This is a genomic window from Flavobacterium profundi, assembly GCF_006491645.1.
In the GTDB taxonomy this organism is placed as follows: Bacteria; Bacteroidota; Bacteroidia; order Flavobacteriales; family Flavobacteriaceae; genus Flavobacterium; species Flavobacterium profundi.
This window is the reverse complement of sequence record NZ_VDCZ01000004.1, coordinates 161,738-183,442: the sequence shown is the minus strand read 5'-3', so window position 1 is coordinate 183,442 and position 21,705 is coordinate 161,738. Positions and strand designations below refer to the sequence as shown.

Below are 21,705 nucleotides of genomic sequence, written 5' to 3'. Positions count from 1 at the left end.
AAAAGACAGCGGTTGTTAATTGCTGTCTTTTTCATTTAAAACTAAAATGAAATGAAAAACAATAAGCTCACCTTATTATTTGCCATATTCTTCACTACACTTTCTATGGCTCAAATCACAAAAATGGAACCTCCTTTTTGGTATGAGGGCATGAATAAAAGTGAAATACAAATTTTATTTTATGGAAAAGATATTGCTGAAAATTCGGTAATTGTATCAAAACCAGCAATCATTACCAACCTAACAAAAACTGAAAATCCAAATTATCTATTTGTAACGATAGATACTAAAAACATAACCGCTCAAACTTTAGAATTCACTTTTAAAAAGGGTAAAAAGACTTTTTCACAACCTTTTGAAATAAAAAAAAGAAGACCCGATTCAGCCACTAGAAATAGCTTTGATGCATCTGATGTTATCTATTTACTAATGCCAGATCGTTTTGCCAATGGGAATGAAGCCAATGACTCTTCTCCAAATTTAACAGAAAAAGGAAATAGAAATTTACCGGGCGGAAGACATGGTGGAGATATACAAGGAATTATTGATCATTTGGATTATATACAAGAATTAGGTGCAACGGCTATATGGTCTACACCTCTTTGTGAAGATAATGACAAAGGCTATTCTTACCACACTTACGGTCAATCGGATGTATACCAAATTGATGCTCGTTATGGAACCAATGAAGACTACAAAAGATTAGCTTCAGAAATGCACAAACGCGATCTAAAATTAATTAAGGATTATGTAACCAACCATTGGGGTGCCGAACATTGGATGTTCAAAGACATGCCTTCCTACGATTGGTTTCATCAATTTCCAGGTTATGCTCAAAGTAATTATCGAATGACTACTCAGTACGATACTAATGGATCCAAACGAGATGCTAAATATTGTATGGACGGATGGTTTGTACCTAGCATGCCCGATTTAAATCAATCGAATCCGTTAGTATTAAATTACTTGATCCAAAATGCAATTTGGTGGATCGAATATGCTGATCTTGACGGTTACCGAGTAGACACGTATTCTTATAATGATAAAGAAGGTATTGCTAAATGGACAAAAGCAATTACGGATGAATATCCTTATTTTAATATTGTAGGTGAAGTATGGATGCACGATCAAGCCCAAATTTCGTATTGGCAAAAAAATAGCCCTATAGCAAAAATTCAAAGTTATAATTCTTACTTGCCAAGTGTCATGGATTTTACGTTACATGATGCTTTTGGTTCTGTCTTTAATGAAAACGAAGCCAATTGGTCCAATGGAACAATCAAATTCTATGAAAATTTTGTCAATGATTTCTTATATGATAATCCGAATAATTTATTAGTTTTTATTGAAAATCATGATACAGGGCGTTTTAACGAAATTTATAAAAACGATTTTAAAAAATTTCAGTTAGGAATGACTTTATTAGCAACTACCAGAGGAATTCCTCAAATTTATTATGGTTCAGAAATTGGAATGGCGGGTGATAAAGGGAAAGGAGATGCCGATATTCGTCAAGATTTTCCAGGCGGTTGGAAAAGTGATACAAATAACGCTTTTACCAATTCAGGAAGAACAGAAACGCAAAAACAATATTTCGATTTTTCAAAAAAGCTTTTAAATTGGAGAAAAAACAAGGAAGTTATACATTCTGGTAAACTAACACACTATATTCCCGAAAACAATGTATATGTATACTTCCGTCATAATGATACTGAAAGCATTATGGTTATTCTTAATAACTCTTTGAATGGTCAAAAGCTTAATCTCGACCGATTTGAAGAAAATATAAAAGGATTCACTTCAGGTAAAGATATTATTTCTGATACAACCTTAAAATTGAATAACGAACTTTCAATAGAAGGGAAAACTGCATTAATTTTAGAATTACAATAAATGAAAAAACTTATATTCCTATTGCTAAGTAGTTTCGCTTTTGGTCAAGACAACATCCACTCGCATAACCTTGAAAACTCAGGTAATTTTGAAGGCAAAATAGAACGTATCAATAGTTTCCCTTCCCAATTTATTGTAACACGAACGGTAGATGTTTGGTTACCCAAAGCGTATACTGCCACAAAAAAATATAATGTTTTGTATATGCACGACGGACAAATGTTGTTTGACGCAACAACAACTTGGAACAATCAAGAATGGAAAGTAGATGAAGTGGCTTCTAAACTCATGGAAGAAAATAAAGTGAATGATTTTATTGTGGTCGCTATTTGGAATATTCCAGAATTACGTCATATGGATTTATATCCTAAGAAACCTTATGATTTACTTTCTAAAGCATGGAAAGAAAGGTTACAAGATGAAATCCAAAAATCACATTTTCCTTTTGATGCAACAAAAATTAATTCGGATAATTATTTGAAATTTATTGTAGAAGAAGTAAAACCTTATATAGACAAAACGTATCCAGTGTATACTACTCCAAATCATACTGCGATTATGGGTTCGAGTATGGGCGGTTTAATTTCCATGTATGCGCTTTGTGAATATCCTGAAGTCTTTGGAAAAGCAGCTTGTTTATCAACCCATTGGGTAGGTTTTCTAGATTTTGAAAATAATCCGATACCTGAATCTTTTTTTAGGTATTTAACGAAAAATCTACCCAATCCAAAAAACCATAGCATTTATTTTGATTATGGTACAGCAACCTTAGATGCAAGTTATTTGAAATATGAATATAGAGTAGATGAAATTTTAAAAGAAAAAGGATACACCGATTCAAATTCAAAAAATCTAAAATTTGAAGGTGAAAATCATTCCGAAAATTCATGGCAAAAACGAATCCATATCCCAATGGAATTCCTTTTTAAAAAATAAAATAAAACGTATGAAAAAAACAATTCTAGCCTTGTCAATTCTAGCCTCTTTATGGAGTTGCAAAGAAGATAAAAAAGAAGCAATTAGTGAGCCAATTGCTGAAACCGCAAAAGAAATAGCTGAATTTTCACCTGAAATGACTGAAAATGCTGTTATTTATGAAGCTAATATTCGTCAGTATTCTGCTGAAGGTACTTTTAATGCATTTACCAAAGACATTCCACAATTAAAAGAATTGGGTGTTAAAATTATTTGGTTGATGCCTATTTTCCCAATTTCTGAAACGAAACGAAAAGCAACTGGTGGAGAAAATAGCAAATTTGCTTCCGAAATGCCAGAAGCAGAACAAGCAAAATATTTGGGTAGTTATTATGCTGTTTCGGATTTTAAGAAAGTAAATCCTGAATTTGGAACTATTGAAGATTTACGAAATTTAGTAACCACAGCACATGAAAATGGCATGTATGTAATTCTTGACTGGGTACCCAATCATACGGGTTGGGACCATGTTTGGATTAAAGAACATCCAGAATTTTACACTCAAAATGAAAAAGGTGAAATTATAGACCCTATAAATCCAGAAACAGGAGAAACTTGGGGCTGGACTGATGTGGCCGACTTAAATTATGAAAATCAAGAGCTTCGTAAAACCATGACCAACGACATGTTACATTGGATTAAAAATGAAAATATTGACGGTTTCCGTTGTGATGTTGCGGGTAATGTTCCTACTGATTTTTGGCAACAAGCCATTCCTACATTAAGAAAAGAAAAAAACATTTTCATGCTAGCAGAAGCTTGGGAACCCGAATTATTAAAAGACAATCTTTTTGACATGTGTTATTCTTGGGAAGGACATCACACGATGAATAAAATAGCACAAGGAAAAGAAAATGTAACCAACTGGGATAGCTTCATGGATAAAAGGCTAAAAGAATATGAAGCAGATGACATCTTAATGAATTTTGTAGACAATCATGATGAAAACTCATGGAATGGAACCATTCAAGAAAGATTAGGAGATGCATCAGAAGTAATGATAGCACTATCCTATATGACTCCTGGAATGCCTTTAATTTATAGTGGTGACGAATATGATTTAGAACATCGTTTGAAATTTTTTGAAAAAGATTCTATCCCAAAAACAAAAGGAAAAAATTGGGATATTTTCAAAAAAATGGGAGCTTTAAAAGTAAATCAAGTGGCTCTGAATGGAGGTAAAAATAAAGCGGCTTATAAAAGAATCACAACTTCTAACGACCAGAATGTTTTGGCTTTTGAAAGAGAGAAAAATGGAGAAAAAGTCATTTTTATAGCCAACTTATCCAAAAGCAATCAAATTTTCACCACAGATTTAGAAGGAAAATTCAAGAATTTACTTACAAATGATGATTTTTCGTTAAATAAAAATCAAAATATAGAATTGAAACCTTGGAAATTTGTAATTTTGCAATAGTACAGGTTCATGTTTACCTGTTTGTTTGTTTGAATTGCGCGAATCTTCACTTTTAGATTCGCGCTTTTTCGTATATTTGAGTATGCAAAAAATTGGTCATCGTGGTGCCAAAGGTCACCTTACTGAAAACACCTTAGAATCCTTTCAAAAAGCAATTGATCTAGGTGTGGATGCGATTGAATTGGATGTGCATCAATGTGCTAGTGGTGAATTAATCGTTTTTCATGATTTTACCTTAGAAAGATTGACCAATTGTGAAGGTGAAATTTCAAAATTCACTTGGGAACAATTACAACAACTCAAAATTGTCAATCAATATCGCATTCCCACTTTAATTGAAACTTTAGATATAATAGATAGGAAATGTAACGTAAATATTGAATTAAAAGGACATCATACAGCACAAGCTACAGCAATAGTAGTTGAAGACTATGTTCGGAATAAATCTTGGCACTATTCTGATTTTATAGTTTCAAGTTTTCAATATGAAGAACTAGAAGCATTTAGCAATTTGAAATCTCAAATTCCTTTAGCTATATTAACACAAGCAAGTGTAGAACAAGCTATAGAATGGGCAAAAAAATTTCAAGCAAGCTACATTCATCCTCACTTTTCACTTTTAACAACAGATAATTGTAATTTTGCAAAAGCGAATGATTTAAAAATAAATACATGGACAGTAAATGACCCTATCGATATTGAACATGTAAAACGTTTCACTATTGATGGAATCATTTCCGATTTTCCAGACCGAATATGAATACAAAATACGACATTATAATTGTTGGTGGTGGAGCAGCTGGCTTTTTTACCGCAATTAATATTGCAGAAAAAAATAAAAACTATAAAATTGCCATTTTAGAACGTGGCAAAGAAGTACTATCCAAAGTAAGGGTTTCTGGTGGCGGAAGATGTAATGTTACGCATGCTTGTTTTATTCCAAATGAGTTAGTAAAATTTTATCCTAGAGGAGAACGTGAATTAAAAGGTCCTTTTCATCAATTTTGTTCGGGAGATACCATCGAATGGTTTGCAAATCATGGTGTTCCTTTAAAAATAGAAGAAGATGGTAGAATGTTTCCTGAATCGGATTCTTCACAAACCATTATTGACTGTTTTTTATTGGCTACCCAAAAATTAAAAATAGACATTCTTCCACTTCAAAGTGTACAATCTCTTTTTCAAAAAGATGAAGGCTGGAAGATTGAAACCAATTCAGATACATTTTTATGTAAAAAAGCGATACTAACAACTGGAAGTAACCCCAAGATTTGGGATATGATGCAGCAATTAGGACACACCATTGTTTCACCTGTTCCCTCTTTATTCACCTTTAATATTAAAGACCCCAGAATAAAAGATTTAATGGGACTTTCTGCTTTAGCAACTGTAAAAGTAAAAGGAACGAATTTAAAAGCTTCCGGACCTTTATTAATTACGCATTGGGGATTGAGTGGTCCAGGAATACTTCGATTATCAGCTTGGGGAGCTCGAATATTATCTGAGAAAAATTACCAATTTATACTACAAGTAAACTGGTTAAACGATATTTCATTTGAAGAAAGCATTGAAAACTTACACGAAATCAAACTCGAAAACAGTAAAAAACAAATTACCACATTTTGCCCTTTTGAATTTCCAAAACGATTATGGGAAAGTTTCATAATTGCTGCAGGAATTCATTCAGAATTAAAATGGGCTGATATTTCTAAAAAACAAATAATTGCATTAGCGGAACAGCTCACTAATGGCTGCTTTCAAGTAAATGACAAAAGTACCTTTAAAGAAGAATTTGTAACTGCTGGCGGTATTGATTTAAAAGAGATTAATTTCAAAACCATGGAAAGCAAACTGCTTCCTAACTTGTATTTAGCCGGAGAAATTGTTAACATAGACGCAATTACAGGTGGTTTTAATTTCCAAAATGCATGGACAGGAGGATTTTTAATAAGCGAAGCTTTAAAACAATAAAAAACCAGTTTAAAACTGGTTTTTTATTTTATTTTTCTCTTCCTCCATCTAATGTGGCTTGCCAATCTTTCAATTCTTGCCATTTCCCTTCGTAACACAATTTTGCTTGTCTTGGCCAAGTACCTGGATCATGAATTTGAAAACGTTCACCGGCTTTATTTAAAATTTCTCGGCATCTATCTACAGAAGTTTCAGACAATGCTTTCCATGTTAATATTCCTGAAGTTTTAAAAAGCTCTTCAATTTTTGGACCAATTCCTTCTATAATTTTTAAATCATTTTCATTCACTTTTTTACCAAAAATGACTTTCACTGCTGCACCATCAAAAAGAATAGGTTCAGCAGGCTGATTGATCTCTGAAGACACAATAGTTTCAGTAACAAAACTTGCTTTTGCTTTATTTTGTTCGTTTAATTGCGTACGCAGTTTTTCCATATCCAAACGCAATTGCGAATTCATACGATTGCAACTATCTAAATCGTCTTGTATTGAATCTACATCAGTAGTTCCTGTATCTGAAGCCATTTTTCCTAGTAAATATCCTAGAATTCCACAGATAAGTCCGACTAAAGCGGGAATTAAAAAACAAGGTAAATTCATAGTAGTATAGTTTAGTTCATTGTTTTATTTGATGGTAATTTCGGTTCTTCTATTTTTAGCTCTACCTATTTCCGTACTATTATCAGCTATAGGCTGTAACTCGCCCTTACCTGAAACTTCAATTTTATTTTCAGGAATACCATTGGATACAAAATAGGCTTTAGCAAATTGAGCGCGTTGCTCCGAATAATATTGATTCGTGTGCCTCACACCAGGATCATTATCCGAATGACCTGTTATACTAATTTTAGCACCTTCCACATGATTAATATAGTTTACTATTTCAGCAAATTGTTGTTTCTGCTGTTGGGTTAAAGAAATAGTAGATTGACCCGTTTCGAAATATAAGGTTAACGGATTTGCCTTGCTATTCTTTTTTATTTCTGCCCAATCTTTAGTAGTATTTCCTAAGGCTTTGGTTGTCAACCACTCAAAACGCATCCCTCCGATTACAGTATCATTTCTTATATTTAAACGTTCTTCTACTACTTCAGAAATTTCTATATTTTTTTCAGCAATACCTTGACTCACTAAATAATTCTTAACAGCATTCGCTCTAGCTAATCCTAAATTGGGAAAAATAGACGTATTGGATTCATTCTCTTGATACAAACCAAAGAGTTTTAATTTTCCTCCTCCATTTTCAACAGCTTCTTTCATCAAAGCTATTCCTAAACCTAACGAATCAGTAACGGGCAATAAAAGAGTAAAATTGGAACTTTTAAAATTAAAATTATCTATACATGAATACGTGACATTTGGTGTTGAAAAATGAAAGGCAAACAGATTGGTTTCATTTAGTGTTACCTTCTTTGTACTCACATTGCTAATCGTATTCTCCGGCTGAGCAGATGGTGTTTCTTCTGAACAACAAGGACAACAATACATAACATACAGCCATGAACCTAATAACATGGTGATGATGATTCCGAAATAATAAGGTATTTTTTTAGACATACGCTTTATTTTTTGAATACTCTCAAAAATATAAAAATTTAACAAAAAAACAACTCATTATTTTAAATAAATAACGAAATTACAAAATATAAATGCTAAAAATTAAGAATATAAATAGAAATAGTTAAAACAGTTGCAAATGCAACCCATGCCAAATAAGGAATAAATAAAAATGCAGCAGTTTTATTTATTTTTTTGAAAAGCAAATAGGTTTCATAAATAATCAGCCAAAGCAAAATAATTTCAATAAGCGCAAGTAATATATTATGCAATCCAAAAAACAAATACGACCATATAGCATTCAATAACAATTGAGCAACAAAAAAGAATAGTGCTTTTTTTACCAATTCTTTGTCTTTATCCAATTCGTTCCAAACCAATCCACCTGCGATTCCCATACAAACATAAAGCACACTCCAAACCGGTGCAAAAATCGAATTTGGTGGATTAAAAAAAGGTTTTTTTAAAGTAGGATACCAAGTTATTACACCCTCTTTAGTTACAAAACTAGACAAATAGCCTACTAGCAAACAAACGACAACAACAATGATAATTTTTACATACTTAGACATAACACTACTTTTTACACAAATTAACGAATAAACTCTCAAACAAATAAATCAAAATTGGTATTTTTGCTCAAATTTTATAGTATGTTATCTGAAAAAGATTTTATAAGTTCCCAATATGCGTCTATTGACAGCGCTCACTTTAGATGGAGTGCACCAAGCAACATTGCTTTGGTAAAATACTGGGGCAAAAAAGAACATCAAATTCCAGCAAACCCTTCCATTAGTTTCACACTGAATCATTGTAAGACGATTACTGAACTTTCCGTAAAAAGAAAAGAAAGCAAGGATACTTTTTCATTTGATTTACTTTTTGAAGGCCAACCCAAAGAAGATTTTAAACCAAAAATTCAAAAATTTTTAGAAAGAATCGAAACTTATTGTCCTTTTTTAAAAGAATATCATTTAACAATAAATACACAGAATACGTTTCCTCACAGTTCTGGAATTGCTTCTTCTGCATCAGGAATGGCTGCTTTAGCTATGAATTTCATGAGTTTAGAAAAAACATTAAACCCATCACTATCAGATAAATATTTTAACCAAAAAGCGTCTTTTTTAGCAAGACTAGGAAGCGGAAGTGCTTGTAGAAGCATTAAAGGAGAAGTTGTTATTTGGGGTAACCACCAAGAAACCAACAATAGCTCTGATTTATTTGGGGTGGAATTTACATCAATTCACGAAAATTTCAAAAACTATCAAGACACTATTTTATTGGTAGACAAAGGCGAAAAACAAGTTTCAAGTACTGTTGGCCATGATTTAATGCACAACCATCCGTATGCAGCTCAAAGATTTGCGCAAGCTCATGAGAATTTATCAAAAATGAAAGCCATTCTATCATCTGGAAACCTAGATAAATTCATAGAAGTAGTAGAAAGTGAAGCTTTAACTTTACACGCGATGATGATGACCTCTATGCCTTATTTTATTCTAATGAAACCCAACACCTTAGAAATCATAAATCGTATTTGGAAATTCAGAAAAGAAACGAAAACTCCTGTTTGTTTCACTTTAGATGCTGGAGCAAATGTGCATGTATTGTATCCTCAAAATACCACTGAAAAAGTTTTAGAATTTATTAAGAATGAATTAGTTGCCTATTGTCAAAATGGTCAGTATATTTGCGATCAAATTGGAACAGGTGCAAAATCAATTTAATTTAGTATCTTTACGTAATACAATTTGTGAATTACTATGAAAGGACCGTTATTTTATTCGAAAATATTACTCTTTGGTGAATATGGAATTATTCAAGATTCCAAAGGACTTTCTATTCCTTACAATTTCTATAAAGGAGCTTTAAAAACTGACGAAAATCCTTCAACTGAAGCTATTGCTTCAAACAAGAGTTTACAAAAATTTGCAGACTACTTAGGTGATTTACAAATTTCTCAGCCTGAGTTAGTCCGTTTTAATTTAGAAGAATTAAAACAAGACATTGCAAACGGAATGTATTTTGATTCTAGTATTCCACAAGGATATGGCGTTGGTAGTAGTGGCGCTTTAGTAGCAGCAATCTACGATAAATATGCATTCGATAAAATTACCGTTTTAGAGAATTTAACTCGAGATAAACTTTTACAATTAAAAGCAATTTTCTCTCAAATGGAATCTTTCTTTCATGGTAAAAGTTCTGGCTTAGATCCACTAAACAGTTATTTAAGTCTACCCATTTTAATTAATTCCAAAGATAATATTGAACCTACTGGAATTCCAAGTCAAAGTACACAAGGAAAAGGAGCGGTATTCTTGATTGATTCTGGAATTGTAGGAGAAACCGCACCTATGGTTAGCATTTTTATGGAAAACTTAAAAGACAATGGATTCCGTAAAATGTTAAAATCACAGTTCATTAAATATACGGATGCTTGCGTAGAGAATTTTTTACATGGCGATATAAAATCTTTGTTTAGCAACACAAAAAAGCTATCTAAAGTAGTTTTAAATCATTTTAAACCTATGATTCCTGAGCAATTTCATCAAATTTGGCAACATGGTATTGAGACCAATGATTACTATTTGAAATTATGTGGTTCTGGTGGTGGCGGTTATATTCTTGGTTTTACAGAAGATTTAGAAAAAGCAAAAGCATCACTTAAAGATTACAAATTAGAAGTAGTTTATAATTTTTAACCCTAAGTACTCTCAATAAAAGCATTCTGCTTTTGACAGTTACTTTTTTAAACTTTTTTATACGCCCTTATGCTAAGTCGTAAATCTAAATTATTACTCACTAAAATTTTCAGTTTTTTTTCTGTTATTAGAGGTTATAATATTTGGGTCATCGTCTTAGCACAATACTTATCTGCTATTTTTATTTTAGCTCCTGAAAGAAGCGCACTAAAAATTATTTTAGATTGGAAATTATTTTTAATCGTTTTCGCATCTTCTTTAACTATTGCATCAGGATATATTATTAATAATTTTTATGATGCTAAAAAAGATTTAATCAATCGCCCTCGTAAAGCTATGATAGATCGTTTGGTAAGCCAGTCTACCAAATTAAAAGTCTATTTTGCTTTAAATTTTTTGATTGTAACTTTAGTTAGTTTTATTTCTTGGAAGGCCATCTTATTTTTTTCTAGTTATATTTTCTTAATTTGGTTTTATTCTCATAAACTAAAAAAATATCCTATTGTAGGAAATTTAACTGCAGCCCTTTTGGCCGTATTGCCTTTTTTTGGCATCTTAATGTACTACAAAAACTTTTACCATGTCATTTTTGCTCATGCTACCTTTCTCTTCTTATTAATCCTGATACGAGAATTAATTAAAGATCTGGAAAACATAGAAGGTGATTTAGCTAATGAATACAAAACCATTCCTGTACTATTTAATGAAAAGACGGCTAAAACTATCATTTCAATATTAACTATTGGAACTTTACTTCCAGTCTATTTTTTAACTGACATATACGATGTAGGTTATATGGACATTTATTTTTATTCTAGCTTGTTACTTTTAATCTATTTTTTTATCCAATTATGGAAATCGGAAAGCAAAGCTGATTTTCTAAAACTCCATTTCTTATTAAAATTCATTATTGTATCGGGTGTATTTTGTATTGTTTTAATTGACCCTTCCGTACTTATTCACGGACAAAAACTATTGACACAAGAATACCATCAGCTAATTTTAAATTTTATTTAATCACTTCTAGATAAACGAATTGTATTTGCGAATAAAAATACGCGAATCCATATATTAGTTATATCTTTGCAAAAAATACAGAAATATTATGTCACGTCACCAAGGCAATGATAAAAGCAAACCTGGATCAGGAAGACAAGGTGGTTTTAAAAAAACGAGTAACTCAAGAGGAAACGCACCCATAAAAAAAACACCCTCTAAGTTTACAACCAAACCAGAAGAAAATAAAAACACCAAAGCACCTAAGACCGCATCAAATTCAGACGAAATGCGATTGAATAAATATATCGCTAATTCTGGAATGTGCAGTCGTAGAGAAGCCGATATTTACATTCAAAGCGGAAATGTTAAGGTAAATGGTGAAGTAGTTACCGAAATGGGCTACAAAGTAAAATTATCAGATGTAATTGTATTTGATGGTGCAACCATTACTCCTGAAAAAAAAGAATATATTTTATTAAATAAGCCTAAAAACTTTTCTACTGTAGGTGATGATGTTAAAGGTGATGGAAACGTATTGGATTTAGTACGTAATGCTACAAAAGCTAAAATTCAACCTATTGGGAGAATGGACAAAACCACCACGGGTTTATTATTATTTACAAACGATACGGACATGATCCGTAAGTTTACCACTCCTAACCAACGTTCTTCTAAATTGTATCAAGTGAGTTTAGACAAAAATTTAAAATACGAAGATTTAGAAAAAATTGAGAAAGGAATTACAATTGATGATTACCGAATTTACGTAGAGGAAATTACGTATATCGAAAACGAACCTAAAAGCGAAGTTGGGGTTAAAATGAAAACAGCCAACGTAAAAATTGTCCGTAAAATATTTGAACATTTCAACTATAATGTAATCAAATTGGACCGCGTTACTTTTGCTGGTTTAACCAAAAAAAATCTGGCTCGTGGTCAATGGAGATTCCTAACGGATCAAGAAATAATAAATTTAAAAAATTCGTAATTAAACTATCAAAAACCACGAAAATAAAAAATTCGTGGTTTTATTTTCTAGACATATGTCCAATCAACTCCAACAAATAGCCATTCGATGGTTTGAAGCATTCAATGCAAAAGATTTAGAAAAATTACTCGACTTATATGATGAAGATGCCCAACATTATAGTCCGAAATTAAAAATACGTCAACCCGAAACTAAAGGTTTAATTGAAGGCAGAGAAGCTTTACGCAGTTGGTGGCAAGATGCTTTTGAAAGGCTTCCTTCATTACACTACAAAACAACCTCTTTAACTGCAAATTCGGATCGCGTATTTATGGAATACATTCGTCAAGTTGACAATGAAGAAGATATGGCTGTAGCCGAAGTTTTAGAAATTAAAGAAGATAAAATTATTTTTTCTAGAGTATATCATGGCTAAAACACCAATATAAAAGTATATTCTTAATCACTTTAAGAATAAAAAATCTTAGCTGAATCACTGAACAGCTAAGATTTAAAATATTAAAAAAAGTAGTTTTTTACATTTTTGAAGCAATTTCTTTACTATATCTTTTTAGAATAGCTCTACTCATTCCTAAATTAGCCTTACTACTATCTACAGCTAAATAAATGAAATACTCTCCATTTTCAGAAATACTGATAATATGAATTTGGTTACTCAAAGTAATCATAATATCTTCAATATTTTCTTTCAATCCTAAGGCTTTAATCGCGGTCATTTTTGCTTTTACAACTTCTAAATTATAAGCGGAAGCTAATTCTGGATCAAAAGACGGATTTACAGATAACGATTTGTAAGACATACCTGTTTTAACTTCTGTTACAGCTACTGCAATAAAACCCGCTACATTGGCTTTTAAATCCTCTACGAATGTGGTTAAAAAATCTGACATAAATTTTTGTTATTTAGTTTATAATGGTTGAATTCTTTTGATTAAATAATACTATTTGCTAATAATACTGTCCATGGTTTTCATGATAAGACCCAATTTGGAACCATCTTTTGAAAAGGAGGCTAAATAATAATCTTTATTAAATTTATTAATTACTACCAAACCTTTATCTGCATGTATGGTAATTTTATCCATTTCACCATATTCGAGATCTATAATTGTCTCTTTACACATGGTGGCAATCATTCCAGACATGGCCGCAAAATTTCCGTCATATTCAAATTCGGTAGATTCAATTAAATCTCCATCAATATCAAATAGAAGAACATTTTCTACACCTGCGTCTGCAATCATGTTTTTTAAATCTTGTTTGGTCGGTCTACTGCTCATAAATACTTAGTTTTGATTTGTATTAGTTTTTTATTAAATATATTTAGAGTTTTAACAAAAATATATTAAATTTACTTCACAAAAAAGTTAAAATATCAGTATTCCATTACAGAAAAACTATAATTATGAAAACAAAGAACCTAAAAAAACTAAACAAAGACCTACAAAAAGCATTAGTAGAATTTAGAAAATATTCTACTGAAAATGGTGCCATTACTAAGAAAAGAGGATTTTTTAAAAATATTTTTAGCTAATAGAAGTTAAAAATCTAAATCTCCTTTGGAAGAAGAGAAAATTTTCAAAAAAAAGAGCACTTTCGCGATTTTATGAGTTTAAAATCAACGAAAGTGCTCTTTCTTATATATAAATTTTGAAAAAAAGCTATTTATGCAAATTGATAGTCTCCAAATACCTGCTCAATTTCTGTAAACACATCTAATAATTGATGTAAATCATCTGTAGTAACTAATTTTTGTTTGTATTCTTTAAACCCATGAATGCCTTTAAAATAGTTGGTGTAATGTCTTCGCATTTCAACCACTCCCACTCTTTCATTTTTCCATTCTACAGACCAAATCAAATGATTGCGAGCAGCTTCAATACGGTCTTTCATACTAGGAACTGGTAAATGTTCACCCGTTTTAAAAAAATGCTTGATTTCATTAAAAATCCAAGGGTACCCAATAGCTGCACGCCCTATCATAATTCCATCCAAACCGTATTTATCTCTATATTCCAATGCTTTTTCAGGAGAATCGATATCACCATTACCAAAAACAGGCATCGTAATTCTAGGATTATTCTTTACTCGTGCAATATGTGACCAATCGGAATGACCTTTATACATTTGTGCACGCGTTCTTCCATGAACTGTTAAGGCTTGCACACCAATATCTTGTAAACGTTCTGCTACTTCATCAATATTGATAGAATCTTCATCCCAACCTAATCGTGTTTTAACCGTTACTGGTAACGAGGTACTTTTTATGACTGCTTTTGTTAAACGTACCATCAAATCCACATCTTTCAAAACTCCAGCACCAGCACCTTTAGAAACCACTTTTTTAACAGGACACCCAAAATTAATATCTACTAAATCGGGTTGCACTGTTTCTACAATTTTAGCACTCATGGCCATGGCTTCTTCATCTCCTCCAAAAATCTGAATTCCTACAGGTCGTTCGTAGTCAAAAATATCTAATTTCTGACGACTTTTAATTGCATCACGAATTAATCCTTCCGAAGAAATAAATTCAGAATACATTAAATCTGCACCGTGTAATTTACACAACCGACGAAATGGTGGATCACTCACATCTTCCATTGGAGCCAATAAAAGAGGAAAATCAGGTAATTCTATGTTGCCAATTTTAGGCATAATCTTTTATTTTTTTTGCAAAGGTAAGTTTTTTTTAAAAAACATAGATTGTTGATCTAAAATTCAAGCTTTGAACACTTTAAACCAAAATAACATTATCTCTTTTCCGTTAAATAGCGCCAATAACGCTTAGGAACATGTTGGAGATGTAATTTTGTGTTTTTTCGTTCCTTAATGTTCGTATGATCAAAATATTCTATCCATAAATTTTGATACTTGACTTCTGCTTCGTGCCAAATAGTTTCTTTATTTTTTGACAACATTTTTTTATCTGGCAAAGTAACCACTGCCACTTCCTTCAAATCATAAAAAATACCATACTGCCTTTTTTCATCATAAATCAACCATTTTTGATCTTGATATCTTTCTTTAAAATGCTTAACAAGTAAAGGCAATACGTCAAAATCAGGTCGAATTGTTGCGAAGTAAATAGCGTCTTTTAATAATTCAAAACGCACAAAAGCCTCCATGCGATGCTTTTCTCTACCCACGCTTTTTACCCATTTTGATAATTGCAACACAAAAGGATTAGAATAATCATTTAAAATATTGTCAGAAGGATTTGCTATTGCATAAAAAATTATTTGACTAATAATTACTTCCCTTTCTTCATTTTCAGAAGCAAACGCATACAAGAACTGCCTAATAGCATTAGCTCCCATCTGTTTTTCAATGCGCGCCATTACTCGATCAGCTTTTTCTGTATTTGTAATTACTAAGCTGTTTTCACCAAAGAGATCATTTTGTGTATTTTGATTACCAAGGATTTTAACATCCGTGTATTTGTATTCGTAAATTTCGAATATTGCTGTAAGCAACCCTTCAAAACTATTATCGTATAAAAGAGCTATCATTTAATAAAGACAATTGAGCACTAAATTGTTTTTCAAACTTACTTTTTGTTTCATTTAAAATGACTTTTTTTAAATGCAAACTATCTAAATATTGCAAATGCTGATTGGAATGAGACACACTAATAAAATACTTCGCCCTATTCGTAGCCACTCCCATTTTTTTTATATGTTCCAATGTAAGCTTTTGAAAACGTCTTGCTTGAACAATTTTGTAGGCCGATTTTACTCCAATTCCAGGTACCCGCAAAATCATTTCAAGAGAATCATACTGAATATTAACTGGAAATTGATGAATATTTCGCAACGCCCAACCTAATTTCGGATCCACTTCTAAATCTAGAAAAGGTTGGTTTCGATCGACTATTTCATCTGCTTTAAAACCATAAAAACGCATTAACCAATCCGCTTGATACAAACGATTTTCTCTTACCATAGGAACTTCTGTACCTAAAGCAGGCAAACGAAAATCATTTGACACAGGAACATAACCTGAATAATACACTCTTTTTAAATTAAAATTAGTGTAAAAATGGTCGGCCACTTTTATAATTTGAAAATCCGTTTCTTTCGTAGCACCTACAATTAATTGAGTACTTTGTCCAGCAGGAGCAAATTTAGGAGTCGATTTGAATTTCTTTTTTTCCTCTTTATAAACCACAATCTCATTTTTCACAAAACCCATCGGTTCAATCATTTGCTGATGATTTTTATCAGGCGCCAATAATTTCAAACCCGATTCGGTTGGGATTTCCAAATTTACACTCAATCTATCGGCATACAAACCTGCTTCACGCATTAATTCATCACTTGCTCCAGGAATAGTTTTTAAATGGATGTAGCCATTGAAATTATGCTCCAATCGTAACTTTTTTGCCACACGAACCAAACGCTCCATGGTATAATCGGCATCTTTAAAAATTCCCGAACTTAAAAAAAGTCCTTCAATATAATTTCTTCGGTAAAAATTAATAGTTAAATCTACCACTTCTTCTACCGTAAAAGCAGCTCTTTTAATGTCATTACTTTTTCGCGTCACACAATAGGCACAATCGTAGATACAAAAATTAGTTAAGAGAATTTTCAACAAAGAAACACACCTTCCATCTTCTGTATAGGTATGACAAATTCCAGATGCTGAAGAATTCCCTAAGCCTTTATCTTTATTTTTTCGATTCCCTCCACTAGAGGAACAGGAAACATCATACTTGGCGGCATCTGCTAAAATTTCTAATTTCTCTTTAATTCGATCGTAATTCACTTTACAATATATAAGATTATTTTCGTATAAAAATAAGAAAAAAATATTAGCCACAAAAGAAAAAAATAAACTTTAGCATTTGTTTAAGCATGTACATAATCTGTTAATAATACATCGATTGTTAAAAACTTTAATTTATATTTGCAGATTAAATACAGCAATGTATTTTTAGGAAATTTGATAGAATCAGAAGATGAAGAACATTAGAAATTTTTGCATTATTGCGCACATTGACCATGGTAAGAGTACTTTGGCAGACAGATTATTAAGTGCTACACAAACTGTCTCAGCCAGAGAAGAAAAAGCGCAATTGTTAGACAATATGGACTTAGAGCGTGAGCGTGGTATTACCATTAAAAGTCACGCCATTCAAATGAATTATAGACACAATGGTGAAGATTATATTTTAAACTTAATTGACACTCCAGGTCACGTAGATTTTTCGTACGAAGTTTCGCGTTCCATTGCAGCTTGTGAAGGCGCCTTATTAATTGTAGATGCCGCACAAAGTATTCAAGCGCAAACCATTTCTAATTTATATTTGGCATTAGAGAATGATTTGGAAATTATTCCTGTTTTAAATAAGGTAGATTTACCGAGTGCCAACCCAGAAGAAGTAAGTGACGATATTATTGATTTATTAGGATGTAAATTAGAAGATATAATTCATGCTTCTGGTAAAACAGGTTTTGGAGTCGATAAGATTTTAGAAGCTATAGTAGAAAAAGTTCCAGCACCAAAAGGGAATGTGGATGAATCACTACAGGCTTTAATTTTCGACTCGCATTACAACCCTTTCAGAGGAATTGAAGTTATTTTCCGGGTAGTGAATGGAGAAATTAAAAAGGGTCAAAAAATTAAGTTCATGGCTACAGGCAAAGAGTATTTTGCTGATGAAGTAGGAACTTTAAAATTAAATCAGGTTCCCAAAGATAAAATTTCAACAGGTGATGTAGGCTATTTGATTTCTGGAATTAAAGAAGCGAAAGAAGTAAAAGTAGGTGATACTATTACTGATGCAAAAGAACCTACTACCAATATGATTACAGGTTTTGAAAACGTAAAACCAATGGTATTTGCTGGAATCTACCCAGTAGATACGGAAGATTTTGAAGATTTACGTGCTTCTATGGAAAAACTACAGTTAAACGATGCTTCTTTAGTTTTTGCTGCAGAGAGTTCAGCAGCTTTAGGATTTGGTTTCCGTTGTGGTTTCTTAGGCATGTTACACTTAGAAATCATTCAAGAGCGTTTAGAGCGTGAATTTGATATGACAGTAATTACAACAGTTCCCAACGTTTCATATTTGGCTTATACCAAAAAAGAACCTGAAACCGCTATTATTGTTAACAATCCTTCTGATTTACCAGAACCTTCTAAGTTAGACCGCGTAGAAGAGCCTTATATCAAAGCAACAATCATTACAAAATCAGACTTTGTGGGTAACGTAATGAGTCTATGTATTGAAAAAAGAGGAATTATTACCAATCAAACTTATTTAACCACTGAAAGGGTGGAGTTGAATTTTGATATGCCATTAGCAGAAATTGTATTTGATTTTTACGATCGCCTAAAAACAGTTTCTAAAGGATATGCTTCTTTTGATTACCATCCAATCGGGATGCGAACTTCTAAATTAGTGAAGTTAGATGTTCTTTTAAATGCACAATCAGTAGATGCTTTGTCTGCATTGATACATGAAGACAATGCCTATAACATTGGTAAAAAGATGTGTGAGAAATTACGTGAATTAATCCCAAGACAACAATTTGACATTCCAATTCAAGCTGCTATTGGAGCTAAAATTATTGCTCGTGAAACCATAAAAGCACTTCGAAAAGATGTTACCGCAAAATGTTATGGGGGTGATATTTCTCGTAAAAGAAAATTATTAGAAAAACAGAAAAAAGGTAAAAAACGTATGCGTCAAGTAGGAAATGTTGAAATTCCTCAAGAGGCATTTATGGCCGTTTTAAAATTAAATGATTAAGAAGCCTAAATCTTTCAAAATATTGTATAAAAAACCAATAAGTAAAATTATTGGTTTTTTTTATGCCATCATACTGCCGCAAATACCAAGGCCTATTAATAAATATATTCCAGATAATATATATAAAATTTTAGCCGCCTTAGGATTATTCTTCCGAATAATAAATCCTAAAATACTTAATACAATGGGAGGACCAACCATTATGATAATAATTAATAGAATTAACCCTCCTAAATTCATATTTCCTTCTAATGTTATCATATTTTAAAATTTTATTTCGTTTCTTAATGCTTCTAAACGTGCTTTCTTATCGTCTCTATAAAACAAATTCATCGTTTCAAAAGGAATAATTTTATAATCCTTATCTACAATATGCACACATGATTTTTTAATAGCTCTAACATCAAAATTATAGGCATCAATAAATTGCATGATAATAATCCTGAAAAGGTTGTCATACCCTAAATGAGGTGCATCAATATGAGGCAAACAACATAAAATTGATTTTAAATTTTCTTCAGCTACTTCAACCGAATTTCCAGTGCTAAACAAATCAATCATTTTCCCTTTTAATTGTTCGTCCTGTTCATAGATAATTGTATTTTTACTATTATCAAGCAAATCATTTGGGTTAATATAACGTGTTAAAGGGAATACTTCACCTGCTAATTTTAAAGCATAACCCATAACCAAAGCATCTGGATTACAAGGCACTGGCAACAAATCATCTGGGTTAAAAATAGTTGTTTGTTCCAAAATTTTCCTTCTAACTTCTGTCAATGTCATTCGGTCTGTTTCAGGATTAAAGTTTTGTAACCTACCTGCTATTTGAGTGGGTTGAAAAGTAACTCCACGAACGCATTTTTGCTGTAATGCATAATCTATTATTTTTCCAATTTCATGATCATTCAATCCTTTTTGTAAGGTTACTACTAAAGTAGTTGACAAATTTACTTCATTCAAGTTGGCAATAGCTTGTTTTCTTATCTCACTTAAATGCGCTCCTCTCAATTCCTTCAAGACCTCATCTTCAAAAGAATCAAATTGCAAATAAATCTCAAAATCTGGTGTATATTTTTTTAATTCGCTTACAAAATCTTTATCCTTTGCAATTTTAATTCCATTGGTATTCAGCATCAAATGGCGAATAGGCAATGATTTTGCATATTTTAAAATTTCAAAAAAATCAGGGTGTTCAGTAGGTTCACCGCCACTTAATTGCACTACATCAGGTTCTTTTTCATTACGAACAATGGTATCTAACATCTTTTTCACCTCATCTAAAGTTCGATGTCTTCCATAAAAAGGAGAAGAACCAGCATAACAAGTAGGACACGTTAAATTACAACGATCTGTAATTTCAATGACAGTTAAACAAGAGTGTTGTTCATGATCTGGACATAATCCACAATCATAAGGGCAACCATAATCTGTTTTCGTATTGAATTTATAAGGTGTTTCAGAAGGTTTGTTATAATTTCTAATATTTTTATAGTAAGCTATATCATCAGCAATTAACACTTTTGAATTCCCATGTTCTGGACATCGCTTCAACATGTAAACCTTATCGTCTTCAAAAACAATTTTAGCATCAATACGCTTTAAGCATTTGGGACACAAACTTAAGGTATAATCGTAATAGGTATAATTTCTAACAGGCATTTTTGAATAGATTAAAAATGGTTTTATAATAGTACAACCAACAAATGACACATAAAATTTGAATGGTACTCAAATGACAAATAAAAAAGGTATTCGGTTTTAAAAATTCAATAAAAAAGCGAAACGTAAAATAGCCAATCATAAAATATTGAAACAACAAACCATTTTCTTTGACTTTGCTTTTTATTTTCCATAAAAATAAAAATAAAATGAATAGAAAAAACAATTCATACAAAGCAATAGGATGTCTTTTCAAACCATCTCCTAAATTCATTCCTAAAAAAAAAGAAGTTCTTTTTCCGTACGTAAATTCGTTAATTCCAGAAAAAAAACAACCAATTCTTCCAATAAAAATTCCCAAGATTAGAGGAAATACAAATAAATCTCCAGATGAATGTGTTTCACCAATTATTCTCTTTGCTATTTCCACTCCTAGTAATCCTCCAAATAGTCCGCCCATAATGGTTTTGGTATTCATAACCTGAATCCATTGCAACAGCTCAGTGGGAAAAATTGGGTTTTCAAAAAAACCAATAATTCTAGAACCCAAAAGTGCTCCTAAAATGGCGCCGAGTAGAATAGACAAACGATTCGTATTGGAAATATAATCTATAGTGTTTTTTCTGAGATAGAGATAATATCTAAATCCTAAAAAAAAAGCAAGGTATTCTAAAACAAGGTGCACATTGATTTGGCAATCAAACCAAATAGGTTCATAAGGAATTGTCATACGTACAATTTTACTAAATTTAGAAAAATACTACAAAAAAAACAACA

At 31.8% G+C, this 21,705-nt stretch carries 23 protein-coding genes; 12 read left to right on the top strand and 11 right to left on the bottom strand.

Going from position 1 to position 21,705, the window contains the following annotated elements:
• Positions 1–51 precede the first annotated feature (51 nt).
• The 5 genes from FHG05_RS07510 to FHG05_RS07490 all read left to right on the top strand — a co-directional run bounded on the left by FHG05_RS07510 (position 52) and on the right by FHG05_RS07490 (position 6,256).
• Positions 52–1,893: a glycoside hydrolase family 13 protein gene (locus FHG05_RS07510; protein WP_140997403.1), complete on the top strand. Its 1,842-nt coding sequence runs from the start codon at positions 52–54 to the stop codon at positions 1,891–1,893.
• Positions 1,894–2,829: an alpha/beta hydrolase gene (locus FHG05_RS07505; protein ID WP_140997402.1), complete on the top strand. Its 936-nt coding sequence runs from the start codon at positions 1,894–1,896 to the stop codon at positions 2,827–2,829.
• A gap of 10 nt (positions 2,830–2,839) precedes the next feature.
• Complete coding sequence (locus FHG05_RS07500; RefSeq protein WP_140997401.1) at positions 2,840–4,285, top strand: alpha-amylase family glycosyl hydrolase; 1,446 nt, start codon at positions 2,840–2,842, stop codon at positions 4,283–4,285.
• 82 nt (positions 4,286–4,367) lie between these two features.
• Positions 4,368–5,045, top strand: a complete 678-nt coding sequence (locus FHG05_RS07495; protein ID WP_140997400.1) for a glycerophosphodiester phosphodiesterase — start codon at positions 4,368–4,370, stop codon at positions 5,043–5,045.
• Positions 5,042–6,256, top strand: coding sequence for a BaiN/RdsA family NAD(P)/FAD-dependent oxidoreductase (locus FHG05_RS07490; protein ID WP_140997399.1), 1,215 nt, complete (start codon positions 5,042–5,044; stop codon positions 6,254–6,256). Before FHG05_RS07495 ends, FHG05_RS07490 begins: the two co-directional genes overlap by 4 nt.
• 28 nt (positions 6,257–6,284) lie before the next feature.
• Here FHG05_RS07490 and FHG05_RS07485 read toward each other — a convergent pair whose 3' ends face one another.
• The 3 genes from FHG05_RS07485 to FHG05_RS07475 form a co-directional block, all read right to left on the bottom strand.
• Complete coding sequence (locus tag FHG05_RS07485; protein ID WP_140997398.1) at positions 6,285–6,857, bottom strand: hypothetical protein; 573 nt, start codon at positions 6,855–6,857, stop codon at positions 6,285–6,287.
• 24 nt (positions 6,858–6,881) lie between these two features.
• Positions 6,882–7,814, bottom strand: coding sequence for an OmpA family protein (locus FHG05_RS07480; protein WP_140997397.1), 933 nt, complete (start codon positions 7,812–7,814; stop codon positions 6,882–6,884).
• Positions 7,815–7,909: 95 nt separating this feature from the next.
• Entirely contained in the window at positions 7,910–8,386 is a 477-nt protein-coding gene (locus FHG05_RS07475) for a TspO/MBR family protein (protein ID WP_140997396.1), read from the bottom strand.
• 81 nt (positions 8,387–8,467) lie between these two features.
• Between FHG05_RS07475 and mvaD the strand changes: the two genes are divergently transcribed.
• The 5 genes from mvaD to FHG05_RS07450 all read left to right on the top strand — a co-directional run bounded on the left by mvaD (position 8,468) and on the right by FHG05_RS07450 (position 12,921).
• Entirely contained in the window at positions 8,468–9,544 is a 1,077-nt protein-coding gene (gene mvaD / locus FHG05_RS07470; RefSeq protein WP_140997395.1) for a diphosphomevalonate decarboxylase, read from the top strand.
• A gap of 36 nt (positions 9,545–9,580) precedes the next feature.
• Positions 9,581–10,519, top strand: coding sequence for a mevalonate kinase family protein (locus FHG05_RS07465; protein ID WP_140997394.1), 939 nt, complete (start codon positions 9,581–9,583; stop codon positions 10,517–10,519).
• Positions 10,520–10,588: 69 nt separating this feature from the next.
• Complete coding sequence (locus FHG05_RS07460) at positions 10,589–11,536, top strand: geranylgeranylglycerol-phosphate geranylgeranyltransferase (RefSeq protein WP_140997393.1); 948 nt, start codon at positions 10,589–10,591, stop codon at positions 11,534–11,536.
• Positions 11,537–11,624: 88 nt separating this feature from the next.
• The gene (locus FHG05_RS07455; protein ID WP_140997392.1) at positions 11,625–12,506 is read left to right on the top strand and encodes a pseudouridine synthase; all 882 of its coding nucleotides are present in this window, start codon (positions 11,625–11,627) and stop codon (positions 12,504–12,506) included.
• A 55-nt stretch (positions 12,507–12,561) separates the two neighbouring features.
• Positions 12,562–12,921, top strand: a complete 360-nt coding sequence (locus tag FHG05_RS07450) for a nuclear transport factor 2 family protein (RefSeq protein WP_140997391.1) — start codon at positions 12,562–12,564, stop codon at positions 12,919–12,921.
• Positions 12,922–13,021: 100 nt separating this feature from the next.
• On the opposite strand, the gene FHG05_RS07445 is transcribed toward FHG05_RS07450, so the two are convergent.
• A complete protein-coding gene (locus tag FHG05_RS07445; protein WP_140997390.1) occupies positions 13,022–13,396 on the bottom strand; it encodes a hypothetical protein in 375 nt (124 codons plus the stop codon).
• Between the two features lie 51 nt (positions 13,397–13,447).
• Positions 13,448–13,786 (bottom strand): roadblock/LC7 domain-containing protein, encoded by a 339-nt coding sequence (locus FHG05_RS07440; protein ID WP_140997389.1) that lies wholly within the window; start codon positions 13,784–13,786, stop codon positions 13,448–13,450.
• A 125-nt stretch (positions 13,787–13,911) separates the two neighbouring features.
• On the opposite strand from FHG05_RS07440, the gene FHG05_RS18635 reads away from it, so the two are divergent.
• Positions 13,912–14,040 carry a hypothetical protein gene (locus tag FHG05_RS18635; protein ID WP_262710448.1) on the top strand — a complete coding sequence of 43 codons (129 nt, stop codon included), beginning with the start codon at positions 13,912–13,914 and terminating at the stop codon, positions 14,038–14,040.
• 131 nt (positions 14,041–14,171) lie between these two features.
• Here the strand turns inward: FHG05_RS18635 and dusB are convergent, their stop codons facing one another.
• The 3 genes from dusB to FHG05_RS07425 all read right to left on the bottom strand — a co-directional run bounded on the left by dusB (position 14,172) and on the right by FHG05_RS07425 (position 17,276).
• Positions 14,172–15,164, bottom strand: coding sequence for a tRNA dihydrouridine synthase DusB (gene dusB, locus FHG05_RS07435; protein ID WP_140997388.1), 993 nt, complete (start codon positions 15,162–15,164; stop codon positions 14,172–14,174).
• Between the two features lie 95 nt (positions 15,165–15,259).
• On the bottom strand, positions 15,260–16,018 hold the full coding sequence (locus FHG05_RS07430) for a TIGR03915 family putative DNA repair protein (protein ID WP_140997387.1): 759 nt from the start codon (positions 16,016–16,018) through the stop codon (positions 15,260–15,262).
• Positions 15,996–17,276 carry a putative DNA modification/repair radical SAM protein gene (locus FHG05_RS07425; RefSeq protein WP_140997386.1) on the bottom strand — a complete coding sequence of 427 codons (1,281 nt, stop codon included), beginning with the start codon at positions 17,274–17,276 and terminating at the stop codon, positions 15,996–15,998. The genes FHG05_RS07430 and FHG05_RS07425 overlap by 23 nt, the downstream gene beginning before the upstream one ends.
• 193 nt (positions 17,277–17,469) lie before the next feature.
• Between FHG05_RS07425 and lepA the strand changes: the two genes are divergently transcribed.
• Positions 17,470–19,266, top strand: coding sequence for a translation elongation factor 4 (lepA, locus tag FHG05_RS07420; protein ID WP_140997385.1), 1,797 nt, complete (start codon positions 17,470–17,472; stop codon positions 19,264–19,266).
• A 60-nt stretch (positions 19,267–19,326) separates the two neighbouring features.
• Here lepA and FHG05_RS07415 read toward each other — a convergent pair whose 3' ends face one another.
• The 3 genes from FHG05_RS07415 to FHG05_RS07405 are packed head-to-tail and all read right to left on the bottom strand — an operon-like array spanning position 19,327 to position 21,658.
• The gene (locus FHG05_RS07415; protein WP_140997384.1) at positions 19,327–19,527 is read right to left on the bottom strand and encodes a hypothetical protein; all 201 of its coding nucleotides are present in this window, start codon (positions 19,525–19,527) and stop codon (positions 19,327–19,329) included.
• 3 nt (positions 19,528–19,530) lie between these two features.
• Positions 19,531–20,928: a radical SAM protein gene (locus FHG05_RS07410; protein ID WP_140997383.1), complete on the bottom strand. Its 1,398-nt coding sequence runs from the start codon at positions 20,926–20,928 to the stop codon at positions 19,531–19,533.
• Entirely contained in the window at positions 20,918–21,658 is a 741-nt protein-coding gene (locus tag FHG05_RS07405) for a prolipoprotein diacylglyceryl transferase family protein (RefSeq protein ID WP_140997382.1), read from the bottom strand. Before FHG05_RS07405 ends, FHG05_RS07410 begins: the two co-directional genes overlap by 11 nt.
• Positions 21,659–21,705: the final 47 nt, after the last annotated feature.

Coding starts and splice junctions, on each gene's coding strand:
- FHG05_RS07445 (WP_140997390.1), bottom strand. CDS start 13,396: ATGTCAGATTTTTTAACCACATTCGTAGAGGATTTAAAAGCCAATGTA.
- FHG05_RS07430 (WP_140997387.1), bottom strand. CDS start 16,018: ATGATAGCTCTTTTATACGATAATAGTTTTGAAGGGTTGCTTACAGCA.
- FHG05_RS07410 (WP_140997383.1), bottom strand. CDS start 20,928: ATGCCTGTTAGAAATTATACCTATTACGATTATACCTTAAGTTTGTGT.
- FHG05_RS07485 (WP_140997398.1), bottom strand. CDS start 6,857: ATGAATTTACCTTGTTTTTTAATTCCCGCTTTAGTCGGACTTATCTGT.
- FHG05_RS07490 (WP_140997399.1), top strand. CDS start 5,042: ATGAATACAAAATACGACATTATAATTGTTGGTGGTGGAGCAGCTGGC.
- FHG05_RS18635 (WP_262710448.1), top strand. CDS start 13,912: ATGAAAACAAAGAACCTAAAAAAACTAAACAAAGACCTACAAAAAGCA.
- FHG05_RS07460 (WP_140997393.1), top strand. CDS start 10,589: ATGCTAAGTCGTAAATCTAAATTATTACTCACTAAAATTTTCAGTTTT.
- dusB (WP_140997388.1), bottom strand. CDS start 15,164: ATGCCTAAAATTGGCAACATAGAATTACCTGATTTTCCTCTTTTATTG.
- mvaD (WP_140997395.1), top strand. CDS start 8,468: ATGTTATCTGAAAAAGATTTTATAAGTTCCCAATATGCGTCTATTGAC.
- lepA (WP_140997385.1), top strand. CDS start 17,470: ATGAAGAACATTAGAAATTTTTGCATTATTGCGCACATTGACCATGGT.
- FHG05_RS07500 (WP_140997401.1), top strand. CDS start 2,840: ATGAAAAAAACAATTCTAGCCTTGTCAATTCTAGCCTCTTTATGGAGT.
- FHG05_RS07465 (WP_140997394.1), top strand. CDS start 9,581: ATGAAAGGACCGTTATTTTATTCGAAAATATTACTCTTTGGTGAATAT.
- FHG05_RS07510 (WP_140997403.1), top strand. CDS start 52: ATGAAAAACAATAAGCTCACCTTATTATTTGCCATATTCTTCACTACA.
- FHG05_RS07405 (WP_140997382.1), bottom strand. CDS start 21,658: ATGACAATTCCTTATGAACCTATTTGGTTTGATTGCCAAATCAATGTG.
- FHG05_RS07495 (WP_140997400.1), top strand. CDS start 4,368: ATGCAAAAAATTGGTCATCGTGGTGCCAAAGGTCACCTTACTGAAAAC.
- FHG05_RS07450 (WP_140997391.1), top strand. CDS start 12,562: ATGTCCAATCAACTCCAACAAATAGCCATTCGATGGTTTGAAGCATTC.
- FHG05_RS07415 (WP_140997384.1), bottom strand. CDS start 19,527: ATGATAACATTAGAAGGAAATATGAATTTAGGAGGGTTAATTCTATTA.
- FHG05_RS07440 (WP_140997389.1), bottom strand. CDS start 13,786: ATGAGCAGTAGACCGACCAAACAAGATTTAAAAAACATGATTGCAGAC.
- FHG05_RS07475 (WP_140997396.1), bottom strand. CDS start 8,386: ATGTCTAAGTATGTAAAAATTATCATTGTTGTTGTCGTTTGTTTGCTA.
- FHG05_RS07455 (WP_140997392.1), top strand. CDS start 11,625: ATGTCACGTCACCAAGGCAATGATAAAAGCAAACCTGGATCAGGAAGA.
- FHG05_RS07480 (WP_140997397.1), bottom strand. CDS start 7,814: ATGTCTAAAAAAATACCTTATTATTTCGGAATCATCATCACCATGTTA.
- FHG05_RS07505 (WP_140997402.1), top strand. CDS start 1,894: ATGAAAAAACTTATATTCCTATTGCTAAGTAGTTTCGCTTTTGGTCAA.